General features: G+C 70.8%; 36 protein-coding genes. 35 read left to right on the top strand and 1 reads right to left on the bottom strand.

Features of this window, described 5'->3' with window-relative positions; all coding sequences use genetic code 11:
• Genes PV396_RS24570 through PV396_RS24555 form a run of 4 tightly spaced genes read left to right on the top strand, consistent with a single transcriptional unit; the run spans position 1 to position 2073 of the window.
• Positions 1 to 564: a 3'-5' exoribonuclease gene (locus tag PV396_RS24570; protein WP_319207985.1), complete on the top strand. Its 564-nt coding sequence runs from the start codon at positions 1 to 3 to the stop codon at positions 562 to 564.
• The gene (locus PV396_RS24565) at positions 561 to 1139 is read left to right on the top strand and encodes a hypothetical protein (protein WP_319207983.1); all 579 of its coding nucleotides are present in this window, start codon (positions 561 to 563) and stop codon (positions 1137 to 1139) included. The genes PV396_RS24570 and PV396_RS24565 overlap by 4 nt, the downstream gene beginning before the upstream one ends.
• Positions 1136 to 1366, top strand: a complete 231-nt coding sequence (locus PV396_RS24560) for a hypothetical protein (RefSeq protein WP_319207982.1) — start codon at positions 1136 to 1138, stop codon at positions 1364 to 1366. The genes PV396_RS24565 and PV396_RS24560 overlap by 4 nt, the downstream gene beginning before the upstream one ends.
• On the top strand, positions 1363 to 2073 hold the full coding sequence (locus PV396_RS24555) for a hypothetical protein (protein WP_319207980.1): 711 nt from the start codon (positions 1363 to 1365) through the stop codon (positions 2071 to 2073). The genes PV396_RS24560 and PV396_RS24555 overlap by 4 nt, the downstream gene beginning before the upstream one ends.
• A gap of 69 nt (positions 2074 to 2142) precedes the next feature.
• Here PV396_RS24555 and PV396_RS24550 read toward each other — a convergent pair whose 3' ends face one another.
• Positions 2143 to 2580 carry a helix-turn-helix transcriptional regulator gene (locus tag PV396_RS24550; protein ID WP_319207977.1) on the bottom strand — a complete coding sequence of 146 codons (438 nt, stop codon included), beginning with the start codon at positions 2578 to 2580 and terminating at the stop codon, positions 2143 to 2145.
• 176 nt (positions 2581 to 2756) lie between these two features.
• Between PV396_RS24550 and PV396_RS24545 the strand changes: the two genes are divergently transcribed.
• From PV396_RS24545 to PV396_RS24395, 31 genes are all read left to right on the top strand, one after another.
• Complete coding sequence (locus PV396_RS24545; protein ID WP_319207976.1) at positions 2757 to 3068, top strand: hypothetical protein; 312 nt, start codon at positions 2757 to 2759, stop codon at positions 3066 to 3068.
• Entirely contained in the window at positions 3065 to 3211 is a 147-nt protein-coding gene (locus PV396_RS24540) for a hypothetical protein (protein ID WP_319207975.1), read from the top strand. The genes PV396_RS24545 and PV396_RS24540 overlap by 4 nt, the downstream gene beginning before the upstream one ends.
• Positions 3211 to 3396, top strand: a complete 186-nt coding sequence (locus PV396_RS24535) for a hypothetical protein (protein ID WP_319207973.1) — start codon at positions 3211 to 3213, stop codon at positions 3394 to 3396. Before PV396_RS24540 ends, PV396_RS24535 begins: the two co-directional genes overlap by 1 nt.
• A gap of 100 nt (positions 3397 to 3496) precedes the next feature.
• The gene (locus PV396_RS24530; protein ID WP_319207972.1) at positions 3497 to 5176 is read left to right on the top strand and encodes a hypothetical protein; all 1680 of its coding nucleotides are present in this window, start codon (positions 3497 to 3499) and stop codon (positions 5174 to 5176) included.
• Positions 5177 to 5178: 2 nt separating this feature from the next.
• Positions 5179 to 5340: a hypothetical protein gene (locus PV396_RS24525; protein ID WP_319207971.1), complete on the top strand. Its 162-nt coding sequence runs from the start codon at positions 5179 to 5181 to the stop codon at positions 5338 to 5340.
• Between the two features lie 73 nt (positions 5341 to 5413).
• Entirely contained in the window at positions 5414 to 6055 is a 642-nt protein-coding gene (locus PV396_RS24520; RefSeq protein WP_319207970.1) for a hypothetical protein, read from the top strand.
• The gene (locus PV396_RS24515; protein WP_319207968.1) at positions 6052 to 6558 is read left to right on the top strand and encodes a hypothetical protein; all 507 of its coding nucleotides are present in this window, start codon (positions 6052 to 6054) and stop codon (positions 6556 to 6558) included. The genes PV396_RS24520 and PV396_RS24515 overlap by 4 nt, the downstream gene beginning before the upstream one ends.
• On the top strand, positions 6555 to 7133 hold the full coding sequence (locus PV396_RS24510) for a hypothetical protein (protein WP_319207966.1): 579 nt from the start codon (positions 6555 to 6557) through the stop codon (positions 7131 to 7133). Before PV396_RS24515 ends, PV396_RS24510 begins: the two co-directional genes overlap by 4 nt.
• Positions 7134 to 7268: 135 nt before the next feature.
• Positions 7269 to 7436 carry a hypothetical protein gene (locus PV396_RS24505; RefSeq protein WP_319207963.1) on the top strand — a complete coding sequence of 56 codons (168 nt, stop codon included), beginning with the start codon at positions 7269 to 7271 and terminating at the stop codon, positions 7434 to 7436.
• Between the two features lie 83 nt (positions 7437 to 7519).
• Positions 7520 to 8206 carry a hypothetical protein gene (locus tag PV396_RS24500; protein ID WP_319207962.1) on the top strand — a complete coding sequence of 229 codons (687 nt, stop codon included), beginning with the start codon at positions 7520 to 7522 and terminating at the stop codon, positions 8204 to 8206.
• A 172-nt stretch (positions 8207 to 8378) separates the two neighbouring features.
• A complete protein-coding gene (locus PV396_RS24495) occupies positions 8379 to 8633 on the top strand; it encodes a MerR family transcriptional regulator (RefSeq protein WP_319207961.1) in 255 nt (84 codons plus the stop codon).
• A gap of 75 nt (positions 8634 to 8708) precedes the next feature.
• Complete coding sequence (locus PV396_RS24490) at positions 8709 to 9038, top strand: hypothetical protein (RefSeq protein WP_319207959.1); 330 nt, start codon at positions 8709 to 8711, stop codon at positions 9036 to 9038.
• Positions 9038 to 9280, top strand: a complete 243-nt coding sequence (locus PV396_RS24485; RefSeq protein WP_319207957.1) for a hypothetical protein — start codon at positions 9038 to 9040, stop codon at positions 9278 to 9280. Before PV396_RS24490 ends, PV396_RS24485 begins: the two co-directional genes overlap by 1 nt.
• Positions 9281 to 9295: 15 nt before the next feature.
• Positions 9296 to 9637 (top strand): hypothetical protein, encoded by a 342-nt coding sequence (locus PV396_RS24480; protein ID WP_319207955.1) that lies wholly within the window; start codon positions 9296 to 9298, stop codon positions 9635 to 9637.
• Positions 9638 to 9921: 284 nt separating this feature from the next.
• Positions 9922 to 10311, top strand: a complete 390-nt coding sequence (locus PV396_RS24475) for a holin (RefSeq protein WP_319207954.1) — start codon at positions 9922 to 9924, stop codon at positions 10309 to 10311.
• A gap of 374 nt (positions 10312 to 10685) precedes the next feature.
• Complete coding sequence (locus PV396_RS24470; RefSeq protein WP_319207953.1) at positions 10686 to 11312, top strand: hypothetical protein; 627 nt, start codon at positions 10686 to 10688, stop codon at positions 11310 to 11312.
• A gap of 321 nt (positions 11313 to 11633) precedes the next feature.
• A complete protein-coding gene (locus PV396_RS24465; RefSeq protein ID WP_319207952.1) occupies positions 11634 to 13277 on the top strand; it encodes a hypothetical protein in 1644 nt (547 codons plus the stop codon).
• 14 nt (positions 13278 to 13291) lie between these two features.
• On the top strand, positions 13292 to 14782 hold the full coding sequence (locus PV396_RS24460) for a phage portal protein (RefSeq protein WP_319207950.1): 1491 nt from the start codon (positions 13292 to 13294) through the stop codon (positions 14780 to 14782).
• Entirely contained in the window at positions 14766 to 15818 is a 1053-nt protein-coding gene (locus PV396_RS24455; RefSeq protein ID WP_319207949.1) for a hypothetical protein, read from the top strand. The genes PV396_RS24460 and PV396_RS24455 overlap by 17 nt, the downstream gene beginning before the upstream one ends.
• A gap of 70 nt (positions 15819 to 15888) precedes the next feature.
• On the top strand, positions 15889 to 16620 hold the full coding sequence (locus PV396_RS24450) for a hypothetical protein (protein ID WP_319207947.1): 732 nt from the start codon (positions 15889 to 15891) through the stop codon (positions 16618 to 16620).
• Positions 16620 to 16808 (top strand): ribosomal-processing cysteine protease Prp, encoded by a 189-nt coding sequence (locus PV396_RS24445; protein WP_319207946.1) that lies wholly within the window; start codon positions 16620 to 16622, stop codon positions 16806 to 16808. Before PV396_RS24450 ends, PV396_RS24445 begins: the two co-directional genes overlap by 1 nt.
• Positions 16809 to 16816: 8 nt before the next feature.
• Positions 16817 to 18139: a hypothetical protein gene (locus tag PV396_RS24440; RefSeq protein WP_319207944.1), complete on the top strand. Its 1323-nt coding sequence runs from the start codon at positions 16817 to 16819 to the stop codon at positions 18137 to 18139.
• A gap of 62 nt (positions 18140 to 18201) precedes the next feature.
• On the top strand, positions 18202 to 18633 hold the full coding sequence (locus PV396_RS24435; RefSeq protein ID WP_319207942.1) for a hypothetical protein: 432 nt from the start codon (positions 18202 to 18204) through the stop codon (positions 18631 to 18633).
• 15 nt (positions 18634 to 18648) lie between these two features.
• On the top strand, positions 18649 to 19278 hold the full coding sequence (locus PV396_RS24430; protein ID WP_319207940.1) for a hypothetical protein: 630 nt from the start codon (positions 18649 to 18651) through the stop codon (positions 19276 to 19278).
• Positions 19275 to 19616 carry a hypothetical protein gene (locus PV396_RS24425; protein WP_319207938.1) on the top strand — a complete coding sequence of 114 codons (342 nt, stop codon included), beginning with the start codon at positions 19275 to 19277 and terminating at the stop codon, positions 19614 to 19616. Before PV396_RS24430 ends, PV396_RS24425 begins: the two co-directional genes overlap by 4 nt.
• 1 nt (position 19617) lies before the next feature.
• The gene (locus tag PV396_RS24420; RefSeq protein ID WP_319207936.1) at positions 19618 to 20028 is read left to right on the top strand and encodes a hypothetical protein; all 411 of its coding nucleotides are present in this window, start codon (positions 19618 to 19620) and stop codon (positions 20026 to 20028) included.
• Positions 20028 to 20276 (top strand): hypothetical protein, encoded by a 249-nt coding sequence (locus tag PV396_RS24415; protein WP_319207934.1) that lies wholly within the window; start codon positions 20028 to 20030, stop codon positions 20274 to 20276. Before PV396_RS24420 ends, PV396_RS24415 begins: the two co-directional genes overlap by 1 nt.
• Positions 20273 to 20704, top strand: coding sequence for a hypothetical protein (locus tag PV396_RS24410; RefSeq protein ID WP_319207932.1), 432 nt, complete (start codon positions 20273 to 20275; stop codon positions 20702 to 20704). Before PV396_RS24415 ends, PV396_RS24410 begins: the two co-directional genes overlap by 4 nt.
• 73 nt (positions 20705 to 20777) lie before the next feature.
• The gene (locus tag PV396_RS24405; protein ID WP_319207930.1) at positions 20778 to 21335 is read left to right on the top strand and encodes a hypothetical protein; all 558 of its coding nucleotides are present in this window, start codon (positions 20778 to 20780) and stop codon (positions 21333 to 21335) included.
• Between the two features lie 95 nt (positions 21336 to 21430).
• The gene (locus tag PV396_RS24400; RefSeq protein ID WP_319207928.1) at positions 21431 to 21769 is read left to right on the top strand and encodes a hypothetical protein; all 339 of its coding nucleotides are present in this window, start codon (positions 21431 to 21433) and stop codon (positions 21767 to 21769) included.
• Positions 21770 to 21786: 17 nt separating this feature from the next.
• Positions 21787 to 22185, top strand: a complete 399-nt coding sequence (locus PV396_RS24395; protein WP_319207925.1) for a hypothetical protein — start codon at positions 21787 to 21789, stop codon at positions 22183 to 22185.
• Positions 22186 to 22188: the final 3 nt, after the last annotated feature.

The following is a 22188-nucleotide window of genomic DNA, read 5'->3' as shown; positions in this document are numbered from 1 at the left end:
ATGCGCATCTTCTACGACACCGAGTTCGTCGAGAACGGCACCACCATCGACCTCGTCTCCATCGGCATGGTCGCCGAGGACGGCCGCGAACTGTACGCCGTGAGCAGCGAGTTCGACTCCTCAAAGCTGCTCATCAACCCGTGGCTGGTCGACAACGTCTGGCCCTCCCTGCCCACGAAGCCCTGCCCGGCTGGGCACCGCTGCCTCTCCCGTGGCAAAGGACACCTTGACTACGACCACCCCGACGTTGACTCCCGCGCGCAGATCGCCCGCCGGGTCCGCGACTTCGTCCTCGGCACCGACCCCGAACAGCTGCCGCACGTCGAACTCTGGGCCTGGTACGGCGCCTACGACCATGTCGCCCTGGCCCAGCTCTTCGGCCGGATGATCGACCTGCCCGAAGGGATGCCGATGTGGACCAACGACCTCCGCCAGGAGTGCGAGCGACTCGGTAACCCGCAGCTCCCCGAGCAGCCGGATGGCCTGCACAACGCGCTTGCGGACGCCCGCCACAACCTCGTGCGGGCCCGCGTCCTCGACGCCCTCGCCGGTTCGGAGGCATGACCGTGGAGCTCCCGCCCCCGCCGCCTGCCCTGGCCGAACGCCTGCATGCACTCGGGCTCATGCAAGAGGGCATCGCCCGGGCCTACCTCAACGTGATGCGGCCCGCCGTTGAGGCAGCGACCCTGGCCTTCACCGAGTTCGAGCGCTGTCTGAGGGAGAACCCGCCGGCCCCGCCACCTCGGGACTTCGTGTTCATCCGGGACGAGGACCACGTCTGGACCGCGGTCGACGGTCTGGTCGGCGTCGACTTCGGATACGAGCCGGCTGAGGCCGTCGTCGTCTGGCCCCGCCAGTCCGAGTCCGGCAAGCGCGTCGTCGCCCTCGCCCTCGAGGCGGCGTTCCAGCAGACCGAAGCCGTGAAAGGTCTGTTCGCCTGGGTCGACGCCCATGTCCGCGCCCGCCAGGACTCCACGGTGTCCCGCCTCGCCGACGAGCTCGGCCGTCCCCCGTCTCTGGTCCGCCGTCAGTTCGACGCGGTACAGGACGTCCTCGAGGCCGCCGGGATCGGCGACGGCTACGGCCGGCTCACCGTCCCCCAGCCCGTACGCCTGCCCGTCCAGGCGCCAGCCCCATGACCGTGGTCGGGCCGTTCCGCCTCCACCTCGCCTACCAGCTGGTGCTGGACGGCTGGGTGGAGACGGACGGCCACACCGCGGTCGCCGTCGACGACCCCGAGTACGGGCTCACCACATCCGCCGCCACCCCCGAGGACCTGATCCGCGGCTACGGCGGCGGCCACATCGAATGGCCGGCCGCCACCGGCGAACAAGAACCACCAGCACAGCAAGGAGCACCACGGTGACCGACATCGCCTGCACGGCCGCCACCTGCGCGCGCACCCTCCTCGCCACCGAACTCGCCGCCGGGCAGACCCTTTGCACCCCGTGTGTCGACGCCCTCCGCGCGTGGCTGGGCCACGAGATCCCCCTGCAGATGACGGTCTTGGAGGGCTCACGCCAGCGGGAGACCACCGGATCCGCCGCGGGCGGCCGTACGGTCCACGCGACCGCCCCCCTGCCCGGGCGCGCGGACGTCCTCAACCTGATCGGCCCCGCCCCCTGGGCCTACGCCACCCGCGACCCGTACGGCGACGCTCACGGCGACCAGCACGGCACCCTCCCCATCGCGGGCATCCTCACCCCCTGGGCCCGACTCATCGCCGAGGAGAGCCGCTGGGACCCGCCCGCCTCGCTGACGCCGCAGGGCCTGGCCGCGTGGCTCGCCCGGCCCCGCCCGCTCGCCTGGGCATCCCGCCGCGTGTGGGCCGGCGACTACCGCGACGAGCTCCACGAGCTGATGCGCACCATCCGCCACACCACCCGCCTCCGGCCACAGCGCAGGCCCATCACCCAGCCCTGCCCCCGCTGCGACTCCCTGACCCTCGTCCAGACCGACCACCAGCTGTACACCGAATGCACCCAGGACAGCTGCGGGGGACTGTTCACCCGGGACGAACTCGCCCTCGCCGCCCGCCTCGCCGTCGCCGCCCTCGACACCGACGCCGCATAAAGTCAGCGCCGACACACCAGAGCCCCGCCACCCCACTTCGACTGGGGCGGCGGGGCTCTGGTGTGTCGGCTACTCCTCGGTCCATTCGGTCAGTTGTACGCGCCTCTGCCGGATCAGCGGAGTGACCTCCCACTCTGCTTCCTCGAGCTGGGCCTGCCGCTTGGCGCGTTCACTGCGGGCGTCGAAGGTGAGCAGCGTGCCGTCCCGGAGGCGCAGCCCGTACTCCGTGGTCTCGGTGGCAGGCAGCCACGCGTCGGTGCGCGTATCGGTGCGGTCGGTCGCGGCGGTCATGGACGCTCCTTGCTCGGGCGGGGATGCGGGGTCCGGTCGTTTCTTCCCCGGCTGCTTCGGGTTGGCCTTGAAGAAGGCGTCCACCTCGTCGGCACGGAACCGGGCGCGGGTGCTGCCCTCGCCCTCTACAGGCTGAGGGAAGCCACCCAAACGCCGGTACGTGTGGATCGTCTGACGGCTGACCCCGTGCTCCGCCGCGATCTGCGTGGTCGTCATCAAGCGCGGACTCCCCTCTGACTCAGGGCTGTTGGGCACGGCTACATCCTCCCCGAACCTCTTGACGTTGTAAAGAGGTTCTGTCAGTCTTGCGATGCAACAACAGAAGGCCCCGACGGCAGGTGCGAACTCCCGTCGGGGCCAGCCAAATCCCCTGAGCACCAGGAGAAATGACTATGCAAGACCTTACCCAGCCCGACCCCGTAGACGTAGGCCTCCGCGTCCTCCTCGACCAGCCGTCCTACGCCGCGCAGGTCCTCATCACCCTGGCCCGCGTCCTCGAGTTCGACCACAGCTACGAGATGACCGGCCTGGTCCGTGAACGCGCCGCCGACATCGCCGCCGACACGATCCTGCGCACCCTGCCCGACGTCGTCGCCCGCGAGAGCCTGGCCCGCGCCTACGCCGCGATGCCGGCCCTCGCCCTCGACGTCACGCGCGGCCAGTACGCCCTCCTCGTCCGCCAGGCCGCCCGGAGCCTGGGATGAGCGGGCAGCAGCAGCCCACCGAGGCTGAACGCGTCGCCGCCCTCCAGCAGCAGGCCGCCGCCGACCGCGCCGCCTACCAGGCCACCCGCCAGCACGGCGCCGCCACCGGCAACCTCACCCGCAGCCAGGGTGGTAACCGCTGATGGACGCCCTGCTCCTCTCCGAGACCCTCGAACGCGTGCGCGACGTCATGGCGGCCGACCCCACCCTGACCGTCACGGACGCCGTCCAGACCGTCGTGCACGCCGGCATCACGCACGACTTCGCCCCGTGCAGCTCACGCCTCTGCGCCGAGGTGACCAAGCAGGTGCACGCCAGCCGTCGCTGACGGCCCTGGCCTGTATCGCCGCCCCGTAGCCACCTGACCGCCGGGCCCCGCCACCGCCCCCGAGCGGGGCCCGGCACCCCGTCACTCTTCTGGAGCCCACGTGATCCGGGACCAGCTCACCAGATGGGCCCTCGACCAGACCACGGCGGCCGCGACCGTCGTCGTCGTCCTGGCCGCCGCCCTCACCGCCCTCGCCGTCACCGTCGTACGCCGCACCAGCGGCGCCGTCCTCACCGCAGGCCTCGGTGCCGCCGTCGCCACCGCCTTCTCCGGCGACACCTCCTGGCGTTTCGCCGGTCACCAGCTCGGCATGGCCGACTCCGAACGCCTGGGCCTGTTCGCCGCCGGGGAGATCGCCCTCCTGGCCTGCGCCGTCATGGCCCGCGCCAACAAGAAGGCCACCGCCACCGACACCACCGCCGGCACCCCGGGCGTACCCGGCGTCCTCGTCTGGTGCATCACCGGCGTCCAGACCATCCCCGCCTACGCCGAGTCCGGTCTCCTCGGCGGCACCGTACGAACAGTCTTCGGCCCCGTCATGGCCGCCCTGCTCTGGCACCTCGCCATGGGCCTGGAAATCCGCGTCACCACACCCGACGCCCTCTCCACCGGCCTGCCCGCACAGATCGGCGCCGAGCTCCGCGAACGCCTCCTGTCCTACCTCGGCCTCGCGACCCGGAACCGCAGCGCGGAACAGATCAGCCGCGACCGGGCAACCGCCCGCGCCGTACGCCTCGCCTCCCGCCGCTGGCTCGGCCCCTGGGGCAGCGCCGCACTCGCCGCGTCCGTCGCCCGCTCCGGCGCGTCCGTCCACGCCGAGCAGCGCCAGCACCTCATGCAACTCCTCGCCGGACGCCGCACCGCCACCGAACTGCGCACCGTACCCATCGCGTCCCCCTGGATCTCCGAGCCCGTACCCGACCCGTACCCGGCCACCCCGCTCGGCGTCACCGGCGCGGAGCTCCGCCGCCTCGAACCCATGGACGCGATCCTCCGGGTACGGGCCGCGCACCCCGACCGGACACCCACCGAACTCGCAGCGATCACCACCGAGTACGGCGTACCCGTCACCGACACCCTCGTACGGATCGCCCTGCGCGCAGGCAACCCGGACCCCGTACCCGCCTCCGTACCTGCCGTACCCGAGCGGCCCCAACCGCCCGCCCCCGCCCGCCCGTTGACCACCACGCCCGAGCCCGCGGACAACCCGGCTCCGGCCGTACCCGCCGCCCCCGTACCCGATGCACCCCTGGCGCACTCGATCGGGCACGTGGCCGGTGGCCTGCACCTCGACCTCACCACCCACGCCCGGGTACACCGGGACGTCGCCTGCGCCGTACCCGCCGCGATGATCCGCAGCCCCCGTACCCGAAGCCAGGTACACGCCCGCGTACCCGACGTACCCACGGGACTCGAAGACACCGGAGCCTTCATCCAGCGCCGCGCCCTCGAGGAACGCGAAGCCGCCGCCGCACAGCCCCGTACCCGCACTCAGGTACATGCCGTACCCCGGCCCGCACCCGTACCCGAGTACACACCCGTACCCCCGGGACGCCCCGTACCCGCCTCCGTACCTGCCGTACCCGCGCCCCGGCCGGACGCGCCGGGTACAGGCGACACGGAGGTACTCGACCGCGCCCGGGCCGTCGACGCCGAGCACCGCCGTACCCGCCAGCGCCCCGCCTCGATCCGTGTCCTCAAGGCCGAGCTCGGCATCGGCCAGACCCGCGCCGAACGGATCCGCGCCGCCCTCGACACCGAAGCCGCCCGGAAGGCCTGACCATGCCCGTCGCCTACGTCCTCTACCTCGCGCTCGCCGCCGGGATGCTCGCCGGGATCACCGGCTGGAACCACCCCGACTCCGAGACCCGCGCCATGTCCCGGGCCGCCGGCATCATCACCGCGCTCATCGCGGCCGTGATCGCCATCCGCAGCCAGTGGTGACCGCCGCCCCGGCCGCCGGCGAACCGCGCGTCCTCCAGCGCCCCGGCACCGGTGACGCAACGGGCTTCCACGCGTGAGCCGCGAGCCGGAACCGGACGAGCGCCGCGTACGGCACTACCTGGTCCGGCTCGGCGCCCGCCCCCTCGGCCACCCCATCGACAGGACCGTCATGACCGACCGCCCCATCACCCCGACCCGCATCATCCCCGCCGGCGCCCCGCTGCCCACCCGGCCGCCGCAGCCCGGCGAGCTCCCGCCGTGGCGGACCCCGCCGCCCTCCCCGCCCGTACCCCCGGCGCCGATCCCAGCGCCCGCGCCGATACCCCCGGACCCCGGCGAGCTGGTCGTCCGCCACGTCCACGAGATCCTCCTCGTCGCACCCGAGGAAGAGCCCGCGCCGCGCTGGTGGGAACGGCTGTGGGACTGGCTCGTCACCTGGCGCATGGTCATCGCGGTCCTCGCCGCGCTGCTGCCCTGGGCGGGAGGCCAGAGCCCCGTCGGGATCTGGTCCCACACCGTCCACCAGGCCCGCACCGATGCAGGGATCGGCGCCGCGTACATCATCGCGGGGGTCGCCCTCACCGCGGCCTGGGTCCTGGACTGGCGCACCGGGAAGGTCGTCCCCCGCTTCCTCCTCGTCACCGCCGGCCTCGGCGCCTTCGGCGTCCTGAGCTGGTACGACCCGATCCTCATGCTCACCGGAGTCGACCGATGACCAACACCCTGACCGTCGGCGGGCTGCTGCTCTCCCTCCTCGTCCTCACCGCGAACCTCTACCCCTGGTGGACCGGCAACCGCGACCCGAAACAACTCGCCGCCTTCGGGAAGGGCTTCGGCGCCGCCGCCTGCGCCGCCGCCTGCCCCGGCGGCATCCTGGGCTGGGCCCACTCCAAAACCGGCGGCATCGCCAACGAGGCGGGAGGTAAGACAGGACAAGCGGCCACGGGCACCAGCCCCACCGGCGGCCTCACCAGCGGCCAGCTCGTCGGCCTGGGCATCACCGGCGCGGTCATCGTGGTCCTGGCCGTCTTCCTCGTCTTCCTCTCGTACAAGGCCGCCGGGAAGAAGGACAAGCGCCGCATCGTCGGAGGGGCATTCGTCGGCTCCAACCTCTGCCTGACCGCCGGCGTGGCCGGCGCGCTCGCCTGGCTGCCCGGCGCACTCAACGCGGCCGGAGACGGCGTGGCCGCCGCAGTCCAGGGAGCAAACTTCCTGTGAGCCGTCTCTCCCACGCCGCTGACCGGCTCGCCACCGGATCCACCCTCATCGCCCGCCGCCTCGCCACCCGCACCGCCGCCTGGGTCGCACGAGGCCGCCGCACCGACCTCACCGGCTGGAAAGCTGCCCTCGGCTGCTGGGCCCGCCTCACCGCACTCCTCCTCGGCCTCTACCTGCTGTGGCGCCTCATCCGCGCCGTACCCAACCTGCTCTGGCTGCTCAGCGCCACCTGGACGATCGCCGCCTGGTGCGCCGGCAAGCCGCCCCCGAAGACCACCACCGATGCCCCCGCCGCGCCCTCGGTCGAGGCCGTACACACCCTGCTCTTGGACGTGATGGGGAGCGCCGACGGAGTGCACCTGCGGACCGTCCTGGCACACCTCCAGGAGCACGGCCAGTGGGAGGGCCGCAAGGTGGCGGACCTGCGCGCCCATCTGGAGCTCCTGGGGATCCCCCTGGACCGGCGCGTGAAGGTGGGCCGGATCCCGACCTGGGGGGTCCGCCGGAGGGACCTGCAGACCCCTTCCCCACCCGAGGAGCCGCAGGCGTCTCCCAGCCCGTCTCCCGGCACCTGACCTGCACGTCTACCGACGCATCTCCCACGATCTCCCTGGCATCTACCAGGCCATCTACCCCGGGGCGGCCGACAGCCGCCAAGCATCCCGACCGCCCCGGTCACCCATCCCGACACACGAGACAGGAACACCAGCATGGCATTCGGCAAGAAGACCCAGCCCGAAACCCAGGCCCTCCAGACCACCGTCAGCCAGCTCCCGAAGAACCCCACCACCTGGACCCCCGAGCAGCGCCAGCAGTTCACCACCCAGTCCGACCGCGCCATGCGCGAACAGAACGGCGTAAACCCCAACCACAGCTGACCCAGCACCGGCACTCTGAACGCCAGCCCCCGCCGCACCAACCGGCTGCGGCGGGGCCCGCGTACGACGAAAAGGACACCGCTTTGATCACGACCGGCTACGCCACCCGCGAGGGCACCGCCGAGGACAACGCCGACGCCGCCCGGGTGTACGTCCTGGCGGACGGCACTGTGGGAGCCGCCGTCATCGACGGCATCGGCCACGGCCCCCACACCTCCGCCACCGCCCCACTCCTCGCCGAAGTCGCCGCCCGCATCGGCGCCCGGCGCGGCGCGCTCTCCGGACTCCTCACCGCCTCCGAACTGATCGCCGACGCAGGAGCCGACGGCCAAGAGGCGGACGCCGTCGCGGTCGCGGCCCGGGCCATCCCCGGCGATCCCGTCACCGTCGTCAACTGGACCGGCGACGCCCGGGCGTACGGATGGGACGGCCAGCGCCTGGAGCTGTACAGCGACGACCACACCGTTGGGAAGCAGCTCCGGGCCAACGGAGTGGCGCTGGAGATCGCGAGGGCGCACGACAACTGGCTCCGGACATCCCTTGCCCGCGCGAGCGTCGGCACGGTCTACACAGCCGGCATCCGCGACCAGCTGGTCATCCTCACCTCAGACGGCGTCCACGACCAGATCGAAGCCAGCGCGCTGGAGGACCTGGTACGCGAGCACGAGACCGACCCTCAAGCTCTCGCCGACGCCCTCGTCACGGCCGCACAGGAAGACAAGGACGGCTACCGGGACGACGCGACTGCCATCGTCCTGCTCACCCACTGAGTCCACAGATCCTCGGCCTCGCCGCGCCCCGGTCGCGGCGAGGCCTGGGCGTTCATGCTGGACAGCCGGTGATCCAGCACTGCATACTCTGGTGCCAGCAGCACAGTTGTGCCCACACACCACACCAGCCTCCGCCTGAGCGGGGGTTTTCGCATTTCACGGGGGTGATCCAATGCCCCGCGACGGAGACCGCGAACCCGCACAGGGCCGCGAGGCAGCCGACGAAACCATCTGGTTCACCGTCCGCCAAGCCGCTGCCTTCATCGACGGCAGCCCCCAGACGATCTACTCCTGGGAGCGCCGCGGCCACCTGCAGAACCCCCGCAGGGACGAGCACGGCCGGCGCATCTACAGCCAAGCGCAGATCGCCGCCGCCGTACGGACCACCCGCGAGAACACCGCCGCCGTGCGACGCCTCGCCAGCTGACGCCTCCACACGCTCGGCCTCAACGACCAGACCCCCCTGACGCCCGCCGTCACCCACACCCTCTTGGAGGCCGCCGTGCCCCGCGTCAACGTGCCCGTCACCCAGATCACCCGCGCCGGCGTAGCCGCACCCACAGAAGTCACCGGCGACGCCACCAACAACCACGTCGTCGCCAACAACGGACGCATGGTGCTCCTCGTCCGCAACAGCGGATCCACCGTGTCCCGCACGGTCACCCTGCGCCTGCCTGGCCTGACCGACGGCCAGGCCGTCACACCGCGCACCGTCAGCATCGCGCAGTCCACCAGCCGCTACATCGGCCCGTTCCCCACCGGCGACTACAGCTCCCTCCTGCAGGTCGACGTCGACAACGCTGAACTCAAGCTCCTCGCCTTCGGCGTCTGATGGCCGAGCAGAACATCGGGCAACTCATCGACGCCCTCGGAGTCCAAGCCGACCTCGAAGAGGGCGACCTCCCCACCGACGCCTTCGTGATCCTCAAAGTCGTCAAGGCCGACGGAACCGTCAGCCTCGCAAGCGCCCGCTCCGAAGGCCTCGACTGGATCACCCGCCTCGGCATGGTCACCGCCGCCCAGGAAATCGAGAACAGCGGCTACACCGACACATCCACTGTCGACACAGACTGAAGGCAGGCAACCCGCATGGCCCGCATCCAGATCCTCGAACTCCCCACCGTCTGCCGCGCGAACGGCGACGACGAGACCCCTTTCGTTGTCGTCATCGACCAGCTCGGCGACGACGAAGCATCCGAACGCTTCCACCAGGACATCGGCGACGGGAACCTAGCCGAGGCCATCGGTGCTCGGCAGGTCCTCGCCTTCCAGGACACCATGGACATTCCCGCGAACGACACCAGCGCCTACGTCACCGGAACCACGGGCGACGTCCGACTCGAGTTCCAAGCCGACTACCCGAAGTTCGGGCCGCCGGCCGTAGGCGAGCTCCTCACGGACCCCGACCGCATCCCCGGCAGGTACGCGTAGAGAACGCGGCCACGGCACGCCGCTGCTCAGTCCTGGAACGAGCCGTCCCGGCGCCGCTGGTGACGCCCCATCATGTGCTTGCACTGCGGACAGCACTTCAGGAACACAGGCTTGATCAGCCACGCCATCGTGATCAGGTACAACATGTGACGCCCCTGACGCGCGATGAAACTCATCGTGCACGTCCGGCAGTCACGACACCCACTGGCCACTGCGCATCCCCCTCACCAGGACCCCCATTGGTCCTGCACCGCATACACCGTAGCCAAGGGCAGGTGGTCACCATGGCCAGACGGGCAATGTCCATCTGCCCCACACCAGGCTGCCCCGAGTACACCAACGGGGGACGCTGCACCGGCTGCCAGGCCGAGGCCGAAGCCCGGCGCGGCACCAGCACCCAGCGCGGCTACGGCAGCCGTCACCGCAACACCTTCCGCGCCGCCGTCCTCGCCCGTGATCCGTGGTGCGTCTGCACCGAGACCAACCACGACCACGGCGAACCCTGCGGCGCACCGAGCCAGCACGCCGACCATCACCCACGCAGCCGGCGCGAGCTGGTCGCCGACGGCGAGGACGCCGACGACCCGCGCCACGGCCGCGGGCTGTGCGGCCCGTGCCACAGCAGCGAGACCGCACGGCACCAGCCCGGAGGCTGGGCAGCCGAGCAGCTCTGACCCTGACCGACAGGCGAGGGCGACGGCACAGGACACGCCAAGGGACACCGAGGCAGCCGACGGCCTCCGACCCTCGCTCCACATGCGCCCGGCAACAGCGTTCGCACCTCCCAGAGCCAAACGCGCAGGTCAGAGCCCTGCAGGCGACCCCGACGGCCAGAGCGCAACGCTCTGACCTGCGGGTTTGCCCGGCCGCGGGGGTGGGGGCGCACCCGCGCGGGCGTGCGCGCAGGAGACCGCGGGGGAGGGCGCTCGGTCTGTGTACGGGTCTGGGGATCCCCGTCTGACGCGTCGAACACCCCCGTGCCACGCACCCGCTCGCCCTGCCGCAACGGCCGGGCGCCGACGCGCCGCAATGGCGCTCACCTGGAGTGATGACCATGGCAGGGAACGGGCCTCCCCCGAAGCCGGCCGGACAGCGACGTCGGCGCAACGCCACCGTCGCGACGACGAAACTCCCCGCCGAAGGGCGGAAAGGCCGGCCGCCGAAGTGGCCGCTGATGGACGACGTCGTACTGACCGCCCGCCGGGACCTGGCGCTACGCAAGGCCGATGACCTGGAACTCGCTCTCCTCGAGCCGAACCTCACGGGCCGGGCGAAGGTCGCGGCGGAGAAGAAGGCGGACTCGGCGCGCGAGGCCGCGCTGATCCTGACCAAGCAGCTGGAGGCCCAGCAGCAGATCGAGGGCGTGCTGTGGCGGGAGCTGTGGAAGACGCCGCAGGCCACCATGTGGCAGCGGCTGTCCTGGACGCGTGAGGTCGCGCAGTACGTGAGGTGGAAGAGCCGCGCAGAGGCCGGCGACCTGGACGCCGCGAAGGAAGCCCGGCAGCTGGCCGACCGGCTGGGGTTGACGCCGCTGTCCATGCTGCGGCTGCGGTGGGAAGTCGGCACCGACGAGGTCGCCGAGACCAGGCAGGCCCGGGCCGCGCGGACGCAGCAGTCGTCCACTCGGCGTCGGCTGCGGGTCGTCGACCCCGACGCGGCGGCAGGGGGCGAATGATGTCCGACCAGATGCCGGTGGCGTGCCAGCCGCACAGCGTCCACCCCCTTGGGCCTGAATGTCGGCAGCAGCGGGGACGCGAGGGGGACAGCGCAGAACCGCAGGTCTACGTGGTCTGTTCCCCAACCGCCGCGCACACTGCGGCATGGCGGCGCGAACGCGGCCTGCCGTGCCGCCGCGTGATCCATGCGGGTTCGCCCGCGCGGATCGTCGGGATGCGGAACTTCGAAGTGGTGTACCTGCCCGGCTTCGAGCTGCGTCGCGACGCGGCGCGGATCCGGACAGTGGTCGACGACGGTCTCAGGCGGATGGCGGCATCACGTGCCGTGGCGGGGTCCTGAGTATCGCGGCGAGTTCCCCTCCCTCGGATGGCTGGTCGGCGAGTGGATCGAGCGGCACTGCGTCATCCCGGACGGCGACCGGGCCGGTGAGCCGTACAAGCTGACGGACGAGATGTGGACCTTCCTGGTCCACCACTACCGGCTGAAGGCCAAGGCCGAGCCGGGGCAGAAGGCGTCCGCGTTCCAGTACCGGCGCTCGCAGCTCGTCAGGCCGCAGAAGTGGGGCAAGGGCCCATTCTCCGCCGCGATGATCTGCGGCGAGGGTGTCGGTCCGGTGCTGTTCGACGACTGGGCCGAGGGCGGCGAGGTCTACGACTGCCGGGACCACGACTGTGGGTGCGGGTGGATCTGGGAGTTCGAGCCCGGGGACCCGATGGGCCGGCCGTGGCCGACCCCGCTGATCCAGATCACGGCGAACTCCGAGGACCAGACGGCCAACGTCTACTCGGCGCTCACCCCGATGATCGAGCTGGGGCCGCTCGCCGACCTGATCCCGGACACCGGCGAGACCCGGATCAACCTGCCGAACGGTGGGCGCATCGACCCGGTCACCAGCCGGGCCCGCACCCGCCTGGGGCAGCGCGTCACGTTCGTGGTCCAGGACGAGACCGGTCTGTGGACCGTCTCGTCCGGCATGGTGTCGGTCGCTGAGACGCAGCGACGAGGCCTGGCCGGCATGGGCGGGCGCTCGGTGGAGACCACGAACTCGTGGGATCCGTCGGAGGATTCGGTCGCGCAGCGCACTGCGGAGTCGCGGACGAAGGACATCTACCGGGATCACCGGCTCGCCGATCCTCGGCTGCAGTACAAGCTGAAGGCGGACCGCCGGAAGATCCACCGGGTGGTGTACGGGGACTCGGCCGGGAAAGGCGGCTGGGTCGACCTCGACGTCATCGAGGGCGAGGCCGCCGAAATCATCGAGAAGGACCTCGCTCAGGCCGAGCGGTTCTTCGGGAACCGGGTAACGGCCGGCACCGGGTCGTGGCTGGCCAAGGAAATCTGGCAGCTGCGCACCCAGCTGCGGGAGATCGAGGCCGGGACTCAGGTGGTCCTCGGGTTCGACGGCTCCGACGTCGACGACTGGACCGCGATCCGTCTGGAGACCCTGGACGGCTACCAGTTCACCCCGACGTACGGACCCGATCAGCTGCAGACGATCTGGGACCCCGCGGACTACGACGGCCAGGTCCCCCGCCTCGAGGTCGCCGCCGCACTCGACGAGGTCATGGAGACCTACGACGTCGTGCGCGGCTACTTCGATCCGCCGTACTGGGAGACCGAGGTCGACGGCTGGGCGGAGAAGCACGGGGAGAAGCGGGTCGTGCGCTGGTACACGCAGCGCACGGTGCAGATGCACGCCGCCTGCGAGCGGCTGCTGACGGACGTCACGAAGAAGGACACGACGTTCGTGCACGACGGCTGCGAGACCACGGCCGCGCACGTCGGCAACGCCCGCAAGGCAGCGCGGCCGGCGAAGCGGTACGTGCTGAAGAAGGCCAGCGTCAACCAGAAGATCGACGTCTGTGTGGTGTCGGTCCTCGCGCACGAGGCTGCCGGTGACGCGGTCGCCGCCGGCCTGGCCAAGCCGAAGAAGAAGCCCGGCAAGATGATCGTTCTGCGGTGAAAGCGAGGTGACCCGTGGCGGGACTTCTCGTGGACGACTATGAAGACGCTGCTGTGGTGCATGGGCGGAGCGAGCGCGACTGGCTCACGCACCTGATCAAGTGCCACGAGTCGGAGCTCAGCGAGCTCGAGAAGCTCAACAGCTACTACGAGGGCACCCAGCCCCTGTCGTACATGCACCCCGAGCTGCAGCGGGAGCTTGAGGACAACGTCCGCCAGGTCGTCATCAACTGGCCCCGCCTGGTCGTCGACTCCATCGAGGAGCGCCTGGACGTCGAGGGCTTCCGCTTCCCGGGGCAGGCGGAGGCGGACGACGAGCTGTGGCGGATCTGGCAGGCCAACGACCTCGACGAGCAGTCCCAGCAAGGGCATCTCGATGCACTGGTGATGAAGCGCGCGTACGTCGTGGTCGGCACGAACGCCGACGACGGGAAGACGCCGATCGTCACCGTCGAGTCCGCGCTCGACATGTACGCCGAGCACGACCCGCGCACCCGCCGCCTGGTCGCCGCGGTCAAGCGGTGGTGTGTGGGCGAGGGCGCGGACCAGGTCGACCACGCCACGCTGTACCTGCCGAACTCAACCATCTGGTGGGTGAAGGCGAAGGGCGGCCCGTGGACGGAGGACCCCGAGTACCCGCGGGATGACCACAACATGGGCGAGCTGCCGGTGGAGGTCCTCGCGAACCGGCCGCGACTGAAGGCCCGTAACGGTGTGTCGGAGCTGGCTGACGTCATCCCGCTGTCGGACGCCGCCTGCAAGATCGCCACCGACATGATGATTTCGGCGGAGTTCCACGCCATGCCGCGCCGGGTGGCGTTCGGGTTCGGCGAGGAAGATTTCGTCGACCAGGACGGCCGGCGGATGTCGGTGTGGTCCCGGGTTGCCGGACGGATCTGGGCAACGGCCAAGAGCCGCAAGGAAGACGGCGCGGACGTCATGCAGTTCCCGGAGGCGTCGCTCTCCAACTTCCATTCGACGATCAACCAGCTGGCCCAGCTCACCGCCTCGCTGTCGGGCATCCCGCCGCACTTCCTCGGCTACAGCACCGCCAACCCGGCCAGCGCGGATGCGATCCGCTCGAGCGAGACCCGCCTGGTCAAGCGGGCCGAGCGCAAACAGCGTGCGTGGGGCGGGACGTGGGAGCGGGTCATGCGGCTGGTGCTGCGGGTGCGGGACGGCAAGTGGTCCGACGACGCCCGGGCGCTGGAGACGATCTGGCGGGACGCGTCCACCCCGACGGTGGCGCAGTCCGCGGACGCGGCGGTCAAGCTGTTCACCGCGAAAATTGTTCCGCTGCGTCCGACGCGGGAGCGTCTCGGGTTCTCGCAGGTGCAGATCCAGCGTATGGAGGAGCTCGACGAGCAGGCCGCGCAGGATGCGGTGCAGCGGATCGCAGGCGGCGACGTCACGCCGCTGTTCGGCACGAAGCCGCCACCGGACCCGGACCCGGAGCCCGCGCCGGAACCTGCGGTGACGGGGGCGGCCGGTGGCAACGCCGCCTGAAACACCGGAGGGGCTGGGCCAGGCCCGGTACGAGCAGGTCGCCGCAACGATCCGGGCGATCATCGAGCAGATCCAGCAGATCTGGCGCACGCTGTCCGCCGCCACGATCGAGGAGGACCTGCTCGGCGAGCCCGGCGCGGCGATCGCCGCGGCGGCCGTCGCCGGACAGGCCAGCGTCGCCGACGCAGCCCAGGCGTACATCGCCTCGCAGATGGCGGTCCAGGGCGCGCTCTCCCTCGCCCAGGCCGCGCTTTCCCCTACGCTCATCCCTCCGCTGATCCCGTCGGCGTTCACCGGCGTAGCACCGGGTGGCGGACCGCTCGAGACGCTGCTGTACCTGCCGTCCATCGGGGTGCGGCGGCGCCTGGCGGCCGGCCTCCCGCCCGAGGAGGCGATGATCGGCGGGCTCGTCGACATGACGATGTACGTGCAAACCGCGATCGCGGACGCCGCGCGCACTGCGGACCAGGTCGCCATGGCAGTGAACCCGTCGTGCGTGGCGTATGTCCGTGTCGTACGGCTGCCCGCCTGCGCGCGGTGCATCATCCTGTCCGGCCAGATGTACACCTACAGCGAGGGGTTCCTGCGGCACCCGAACTGCGACTGTCAGACACTGCCTCTGCGCGAGCATGAGTGGCCCCAAGTGCTAAGCCCGCAGAAGCTGTTCGAGCAGCTCGACAAGGAGCAGCAGCAGCGCGTGTTCACCGTGGCCGGCGCCCGGGCCATCCGCGCAGGCGGTGACATCGGACAGGTCGTCAACGCCCGCCGGGGCATGGACACCGCCCGCATCTACCGCCGCACCCTGCAGGTCACCCACGAGGGCGCGACCCGGCGCAGCGTGTACGGCCGCAGCCGGGATCGGGCCGGAGACCAGATGAGCCGGTTCGCCGGCCAGCGGCATGGGGCCGCGACGTCCATGCGGTACTTCCGCTCGACGCGCACACCGCGGCTGATGCCCGAGGAAATCTTCCGGATCGCGGATGACGACCGCGACGAGGAACTGCGGCTACTGCGCCGCTACGGCTACGTCCTGTAGCCGCTGCACCAACCCATCCCGGCCGTGCGCAACGTACGGTCGCCGATCCCGCAACGGGAGACACCCCACCATGCACGCAACCCGTAGGAGCTGGCTGTCCGCTGCGCACAGCGCGGGCTGGTTCCAGCTGTCCCGGCACGACGACCCCGACCCGGCCGCCCCGCCGGCGGACCCGGCTGCCGATCCGGCACCGGCCCCCGCAGCGGATCCGGCCGCAGACCCGGCGGACCCGGACCCCGCCGACCCGGAAGGCGCCGACCAGCTCGGCGACGCCGGGAAGAAGGCGCTCGACACCATGAAGGCGGAGCGCGCCGCAGCCAAGAGGGCGGCTGCCGCCGAGAAGAAGCGCGCCGATGACCTCGCCGCGAAGGTGGCCGAGTTCGAGGACCGCGACAAGAGCGAGCTCGAGAAGGCGACCGCGAAGGCGGAGCGCTTCGAGGCCACGGCCGCAAAGGCTCAGGCCCGGGCGGTCCAGGCCGAGGTGAAGGTCTTGGCCTCCGGTTTCGCCGACGCTGACGACGCGGTCGTCCATCTGCAGGCGAAGATGGCCGGCTACGCGACAGCCGACGGCGAGGTCGACACCGAGACGATCAAGGCGGACCTCGCCGAGATCCTCGAGCGCAAGCCGCACCTGCGCAAGCAGACGGCGCCCGCCGATCCCGCGCCGGAGCCGGGCAAGCAGACCCCCAAGCCTGACCACGGCCAGGGCCCCCGCCCGAACACCCCGCCGGCCAACTACCGCGAAGCCGACCGCAGCACCGTCAAGGCCGCAGCCGCCCAGTACGGCGTCCGCCTGCGCTGATGATCCGCATCCGCGCCCGGCTGGGCGAGGGCCGGACCTCTATCGAGGTCGACGGTCATGAGGGCGGTGTCGAGGACGGGCGGGTCTGCGCCGCAATCACGGCAATCACCCAAACCGCGCTGCTGGGGCTGGAGCAGTACGCCCAGCAGTTCCCGGACCTTGTGTCCGTCGAGATCACCACGGAGTAACCATGCACATGAAGACGACCAAGAGGCCGTGGTTCCAGGCCGACCGGCACGACGTCCGCTCCCAGCTCCCTGCGGCGATCCGCGCGATCATGCAGAACGGACTGCTGGACGGTCTGTTCCGCGAGTCGCTGATGCCGCAGCTGCTGTTCGCCCAGGTCGCGGACATCGAGGCGTGGCAGGGCGCCAAGGGCGACCGGAAGATCATGACCCGTAACGGGCTCATGACCCCGGACCCCACGCCGACCACCGGCTCCGACGCGGGCACCGGCTCGTACAGCATCGAGCAGTGGGAAGTGGTGATGGACCAGTACGGCAAGTCCATCGACACCGACCTGCTGCAGTCGAAGATGACCCAGGCGTCGAAGTTCCTCAACGACGCCAGCCGCCTGGCCATCCAGGCCGGGCAGACCCTGAACCGGCTGGCCCGCAACAAGCTGTACAAGGGGTACGCGGGCGGGCGCACCTTCTGCCGTACCGCGGGCACGTCCGACACCAGCATCGAGGTCGCCTCGTCGGACGGGTTCACGCATGTCCTGGTCAACGGTGTGCCCACGCCGGTCAGCGCTTCCACTCCGCTGACCGTCAGCATCGAGGGCGTCGCGAACACGGTGACCGGCGTCAACACCACCACGAACGTGCTGACCCTGGGCACGGCACGAGTCGATGTGGTGGGCGACTACGTCATCTCCGCGCAGGCCCCGTACTCGGTGCGTGCGGGTACGTCCAACGACACCTCGTTCGACCTGGGCGCGGGCGACCTGATCAAGTTCTCCCACTTCCGGGCCGCCGTCGCGCGCATGCGCCGGATGAGCGTCCCGGCCGCTGAGGGCAGCAACTACATCGCCCACATCGACAGCGTGACGGAGTCGCAGCTGTTCGAGGACACCGAGTTCCAGAACCTGTACCAGGGGCGCGCGGACTCGGAGACGTACCGGGACCTGGCGCTCGGTGTGTTCGGCGGCCTGGTGTGGGTCCGCAACGAGGAGGTCCCGTACCTGACCACGGCCTCGACCGGGTACGAGGACCTGGCGACGACCGTGCACCGGCCGATCGTGCTCGGTGACGGCGCGCTGATCGCCGCGCCGTTCGAGGGCATCGCCGACATGCTCAGCGAGACCGGCGTGGGCGACGTCCCGGAGATCGCCATGATCAACGTGGCGCCCGGTGTGGACGTGGCCCGCATCGTCCGTCCGCCGCAGGACCGCTACCAGCAGACCGTGTCCACAACCTGGTCGTGGGTCGGTGACTACGGGGTGCCGTCCGACTCCCTGTCCGGCGGCGACCCGGCCCTGTTCAAGCGGGCCGTGATGCTGGAGCACAGCGCCAACTGACAACCCCCGCCTGCCCGCCCGGCACCGGCCGGGCGGGCGGCCCAGACGAAAGGGGAGGTCTCGTGCGCTGTGTCGTCAACGAGAACTTCAAGGTGTTCCACGGGCACTCGCCCGTGAAGCTGGAAGCCGGGCAGATCGTCTCCGGCAGCCTGGCCGACCTGCTGCTGCGCAGTGCCCGCAAGAAGGTGACCGCCCTACCGGACGAGGACCAGGACGCCACGGAGGGCCAGCAGGAGAAGGAGCCGCCGCCCCCGCCCGGCAGCGATGACCAGAAGGTCCCGGACCCGAGCGCCGGCGCCAACCCCACCGTCCCGCCTCCGGGCGGACCACAGGCTGAACTCAATATCGAGGCTTCGGTCAAGGACGTCCTCGTCTGGGTCGGCGAGGACATCGAGCGTGCCCGTACGGCGCTGGCCGCCGAGCAGGCCAAGACCAGCCCGCGCAGCACGCTGGTCAAGCCGCTGGAGCAGCTGCTCGCCGACGGCGGCGCGTAGGAAGGGAGGCCGACCGTGGCGCTTCCCCCACTGGCTACCGAGTACGAACTGCGGGACTATCTGCCGGGCGTCACGATCCCCACCAACTCCGCCCTGCTCGCCCTGCGGATCGCCTCGCGCAGGATCCGCAAGTTCACCGGGCAGGACTTCACGTTCGTCGAGAACGAGACCGTCATCCTGTCCGGCGGGGAGCAGGTGCTGCGTCTGCCGCAACGCCCCCTCTTCGTCGATGCGACCCATCCGCTGACGGTGCTGGAGATCCCGGACGGCACCGGCATCGAGGTGCCCGCCATCGAGGGCCGGGACTTCATCGTCAGCGGCAACGAGCTGAAGCGGGGCAGCCCGCTGTACGCGCCGACCCGCACCATGGGCTGGCCCTTCAACCGGCCGCTCGGGATCTGGGCGGACCGGGTCAAGGTCACCTACTCGCACGGCTATCAGGAGATGCCCGACGACCTCGTTGGGGTGTGCCTGGACCTGGCCGCCGCCACGCTGTCCAACCCCCGCCGGCTGCGCTCGGAATCCGCTGGTGCCACGTCGGTCACCTACACGGTGGAGACGTTCGGCACCGGGTCGCTGACCGGCGACCACAAGGCGACCCTGCGCGACTACATGCGGACGGCCTACTCGGTGAGGCAGTCGTGAGTGTTCTCTACGAACAGTCCGTCGTCATCATCCGCCCGGCCAAGGGGAGCGACCGGTACGGCAACGAGACGAGGGACTGGGGCCCGACTGCAGAGCGCATCCCCGTCGGGCAGGTCAACGTGCAGCCGAACAACGACAGCCGGGAGGACACCGACGACAAGCAGGTCACCGTCACCGGCTGGCTGCTGATCTCAGCGCCGGGCACGTACCCGGACCTGCGCGAGACGGACCGTGTCGAGTTCGACGGCCAGGTCCTGGAGGTCACCGGGAAGATCGGCCGCTGGCCCGTACCCCACGGCGTCCGCCACATCGAGGCGCAGTTGAAGGAGGTGGCCTGACATGCCCGCCGGCCGCTTCCGGTACGTGCCGAACCCAGGCTTCTTCGACGAGATCGCCCGCAGCCAGGAGATGCACACCCTGCTCCTGGACGTCGCGCAGCAGGGCGCGAACTTCGCCCGCGCCTTCGCCCCGTCGTACACCGGCCCGACATACAAGCCGGGCGTGGCCCGGCACGGCGAGTACAAGTCGCAGATCTACTCGGCCGCCCACCTCAACCCCAACGGGTGGCGAGCGGAGTTCGGGGCGGCTGCCCCGTGGTCGCTGCAGGTGGAGTTCGGTACCGGCCGTCACAGCGACAGGGCCCGTGACAGCCGGGGCCGCTACCGGTCCGTCAGCGCCCGTCCGCAGGGCGGCTACTCCCCCAAGTACCGGCCGCTGGGCCGGGCGCTCGATTCCCTAAGGAGCACCTGATGCCCCGAGTCATCCTTGCCCACTGGCATGCCGGCCGCGCGCCGGGTGACGAACTCGACGTCACCGATGAGGAGCTCGCGGACCTGCGGCGTGACGGCCGCATCTCCGAGGTCCTCGACGGCCCCGGCGCCCAGCCGGAACCCAGCAGCGCCCCCGAGCCCGAGGACCAGGCGGCGCCCGAGCCCGAAGCCCCCGAGGACGAGGCGGCAGCCGAGGAGCCGCCGCCGAGTGGACGTAAGCGGCGATGAGCCCGCAGCCCATCGTCACCTTCCCCGACGCCGAAGAGACCGCGTGCACCCTGCTGCGTGCCGCCCTCGACGGCGGCACGCACATCGGCACCGAGTGGCCCGACGGGCTGCTGGCCAAGCTGACATCCGGCGTGGTGTCCGTGTCCCGTGGCGGCGGCGCGAGCGTGCAGCGGTTCGTCACCGAAGACGTCACCCTCGACATCGACGTCCTGGCCGCCACCAAGGCCCAGGCCCACGACGTCGCCCAGCTGGTCCGCGCGCACCTGCACGCGGCCGAGGGCACCACCGTCGGCACCGCGCAGATCTACACGGTCACGGACCTCAGCCTGATCTGGCTGCCGTACGAGCCCGACGCGGAAACCACCCTGATCCCCCGGTACGTGCTGGTCATGCAGATGCGTCTGCGCGCCCTGCCAGCCACCCCGTAACCCGCGCCCTTCCTTCATCCCTCACCCGTCGGCCGTCGGCCGCACGGGTCCTCGCTATGCCTGGAGGCATCCCGTGGCGAACGACGCCGACAACGTCAGGGTCGCACTGACCGGTTCCATCTACATGGCCCCCAAGGGGTCCACCGCACCGACCGACCTGGACACCGCGTGGGACGCGGCCTGGCTGGACCTCGGGTTCATGTCCGACGACGGCGTGGCGATGGAGTACTCGACGGACGTCGAGGACATCAACGCCTGGCAGTCCCTCAGCCCCGTCCGCCGAGTCCTCACCTCGGTGGACATGACGCTCGGGTTCACCGCCATCGAGCTGAAGTCCCGCACCGTCACCGCCTACTTCCCCGGTTCGACGATCACCAACGTGTCCGGGGCGATCCAGCGCCTCGACATCCCCGCCGCGCCCGGGCCGCAGGAGTACGCCTTCGGCCTGGAGTGGCTCGACGGCGACATCAAGAACCGGCTCGTCGTCCCGCGCGGTGAGATCACCGGCCGCGAGTCGATCACCCTGGGCCGCTCCAGCGCGGTCGGCCTGGGCATGACGGTGTCCGCGTACGCGTCGTCGGCCCCGGAGATCGCGACCTGGCTGTCCAACGACCCGGCCTGGGCCGCGTAAGCGCGCCCGCCCCCAACTCCCCGGCAGGCGTGCGATGCGGGTCGCGCCTGCCGGGGGCTCAACCCGCTGCCACCCGCACCCGTAAGGAGAGTTCAATGCCCCCGAAGAAGCAGGCGGCGGTCGGCCGCGAGGTCGTCTCCCTCGACTCGCTCGCCCAGCAGAAGCGCGACGCCCTCCCCGAGCCCAGCATCTTCTCGCTCAAGGGTGTGGAGTTCACGCTGCCCCCGATGCGGTCGCTGCCCTTCGAGCTGCAGGAGCGCGTGGGGAATCTCGAAGACATCCCCGCAGTGCTGAAGGACATCCTCGGCGACGACAAGGTCAAGGAGATGTACGCCGCCGACTACACGTTCCTCGACATCGAACTGATCGCACAGGAATGGCAGAAGCGCGGCGGGACTGAGCCGGGGGAATCGCCGGCCTCCTCCGATTCCTGAGCGAACACGGGGAGGCCGTGGAATGGGACGTGGCCCGCTACTGGCCAGGCCGGTCCCTGCTCGAGCTGTACCGGGGCGAGATGTCCTGGCGGGAACTGCGCATCTTCCTCAAGCACCTGCCGCCGGATTCGGCGACCGCCCGTTCCGTACGGGACGCCACGCCGGAAGAGGACTACTGGACCCCGGACCGGCAGCTGATGGCCGCCATGGTCGACGCCCAGCGGGAGAGCACATACGTGCAGATCAAGCTGCACGGCGACCCGAAGAAGACCAAGCGCATGCGCCCGCCTGAGCCGATCCCCCGGCCGGGTGTGGCCAAGCGCCGCAACCCCACGGTGATCCGTTTCGGCGGACGTCACGGCAGTGGCGCCCGCGAGCTGGCGAAGGTCTTCGGAGGCCGCGCCGCCAACCCCTGATCG

It is taken from the genome of Streptomyces sp. ME02-8801-2C (assembly GCF_033793965.1).
GTDB lineage: Bacteria > Actinomycetota > Actinomycetes > Streptomycetales > Streptomycetaceae > Streptomyces.
The sequence above is the reverse complement of the archived record's forward strand: the minus strand, read 5'-3'. Positions and strand labels throughout refer to the sequence as shown.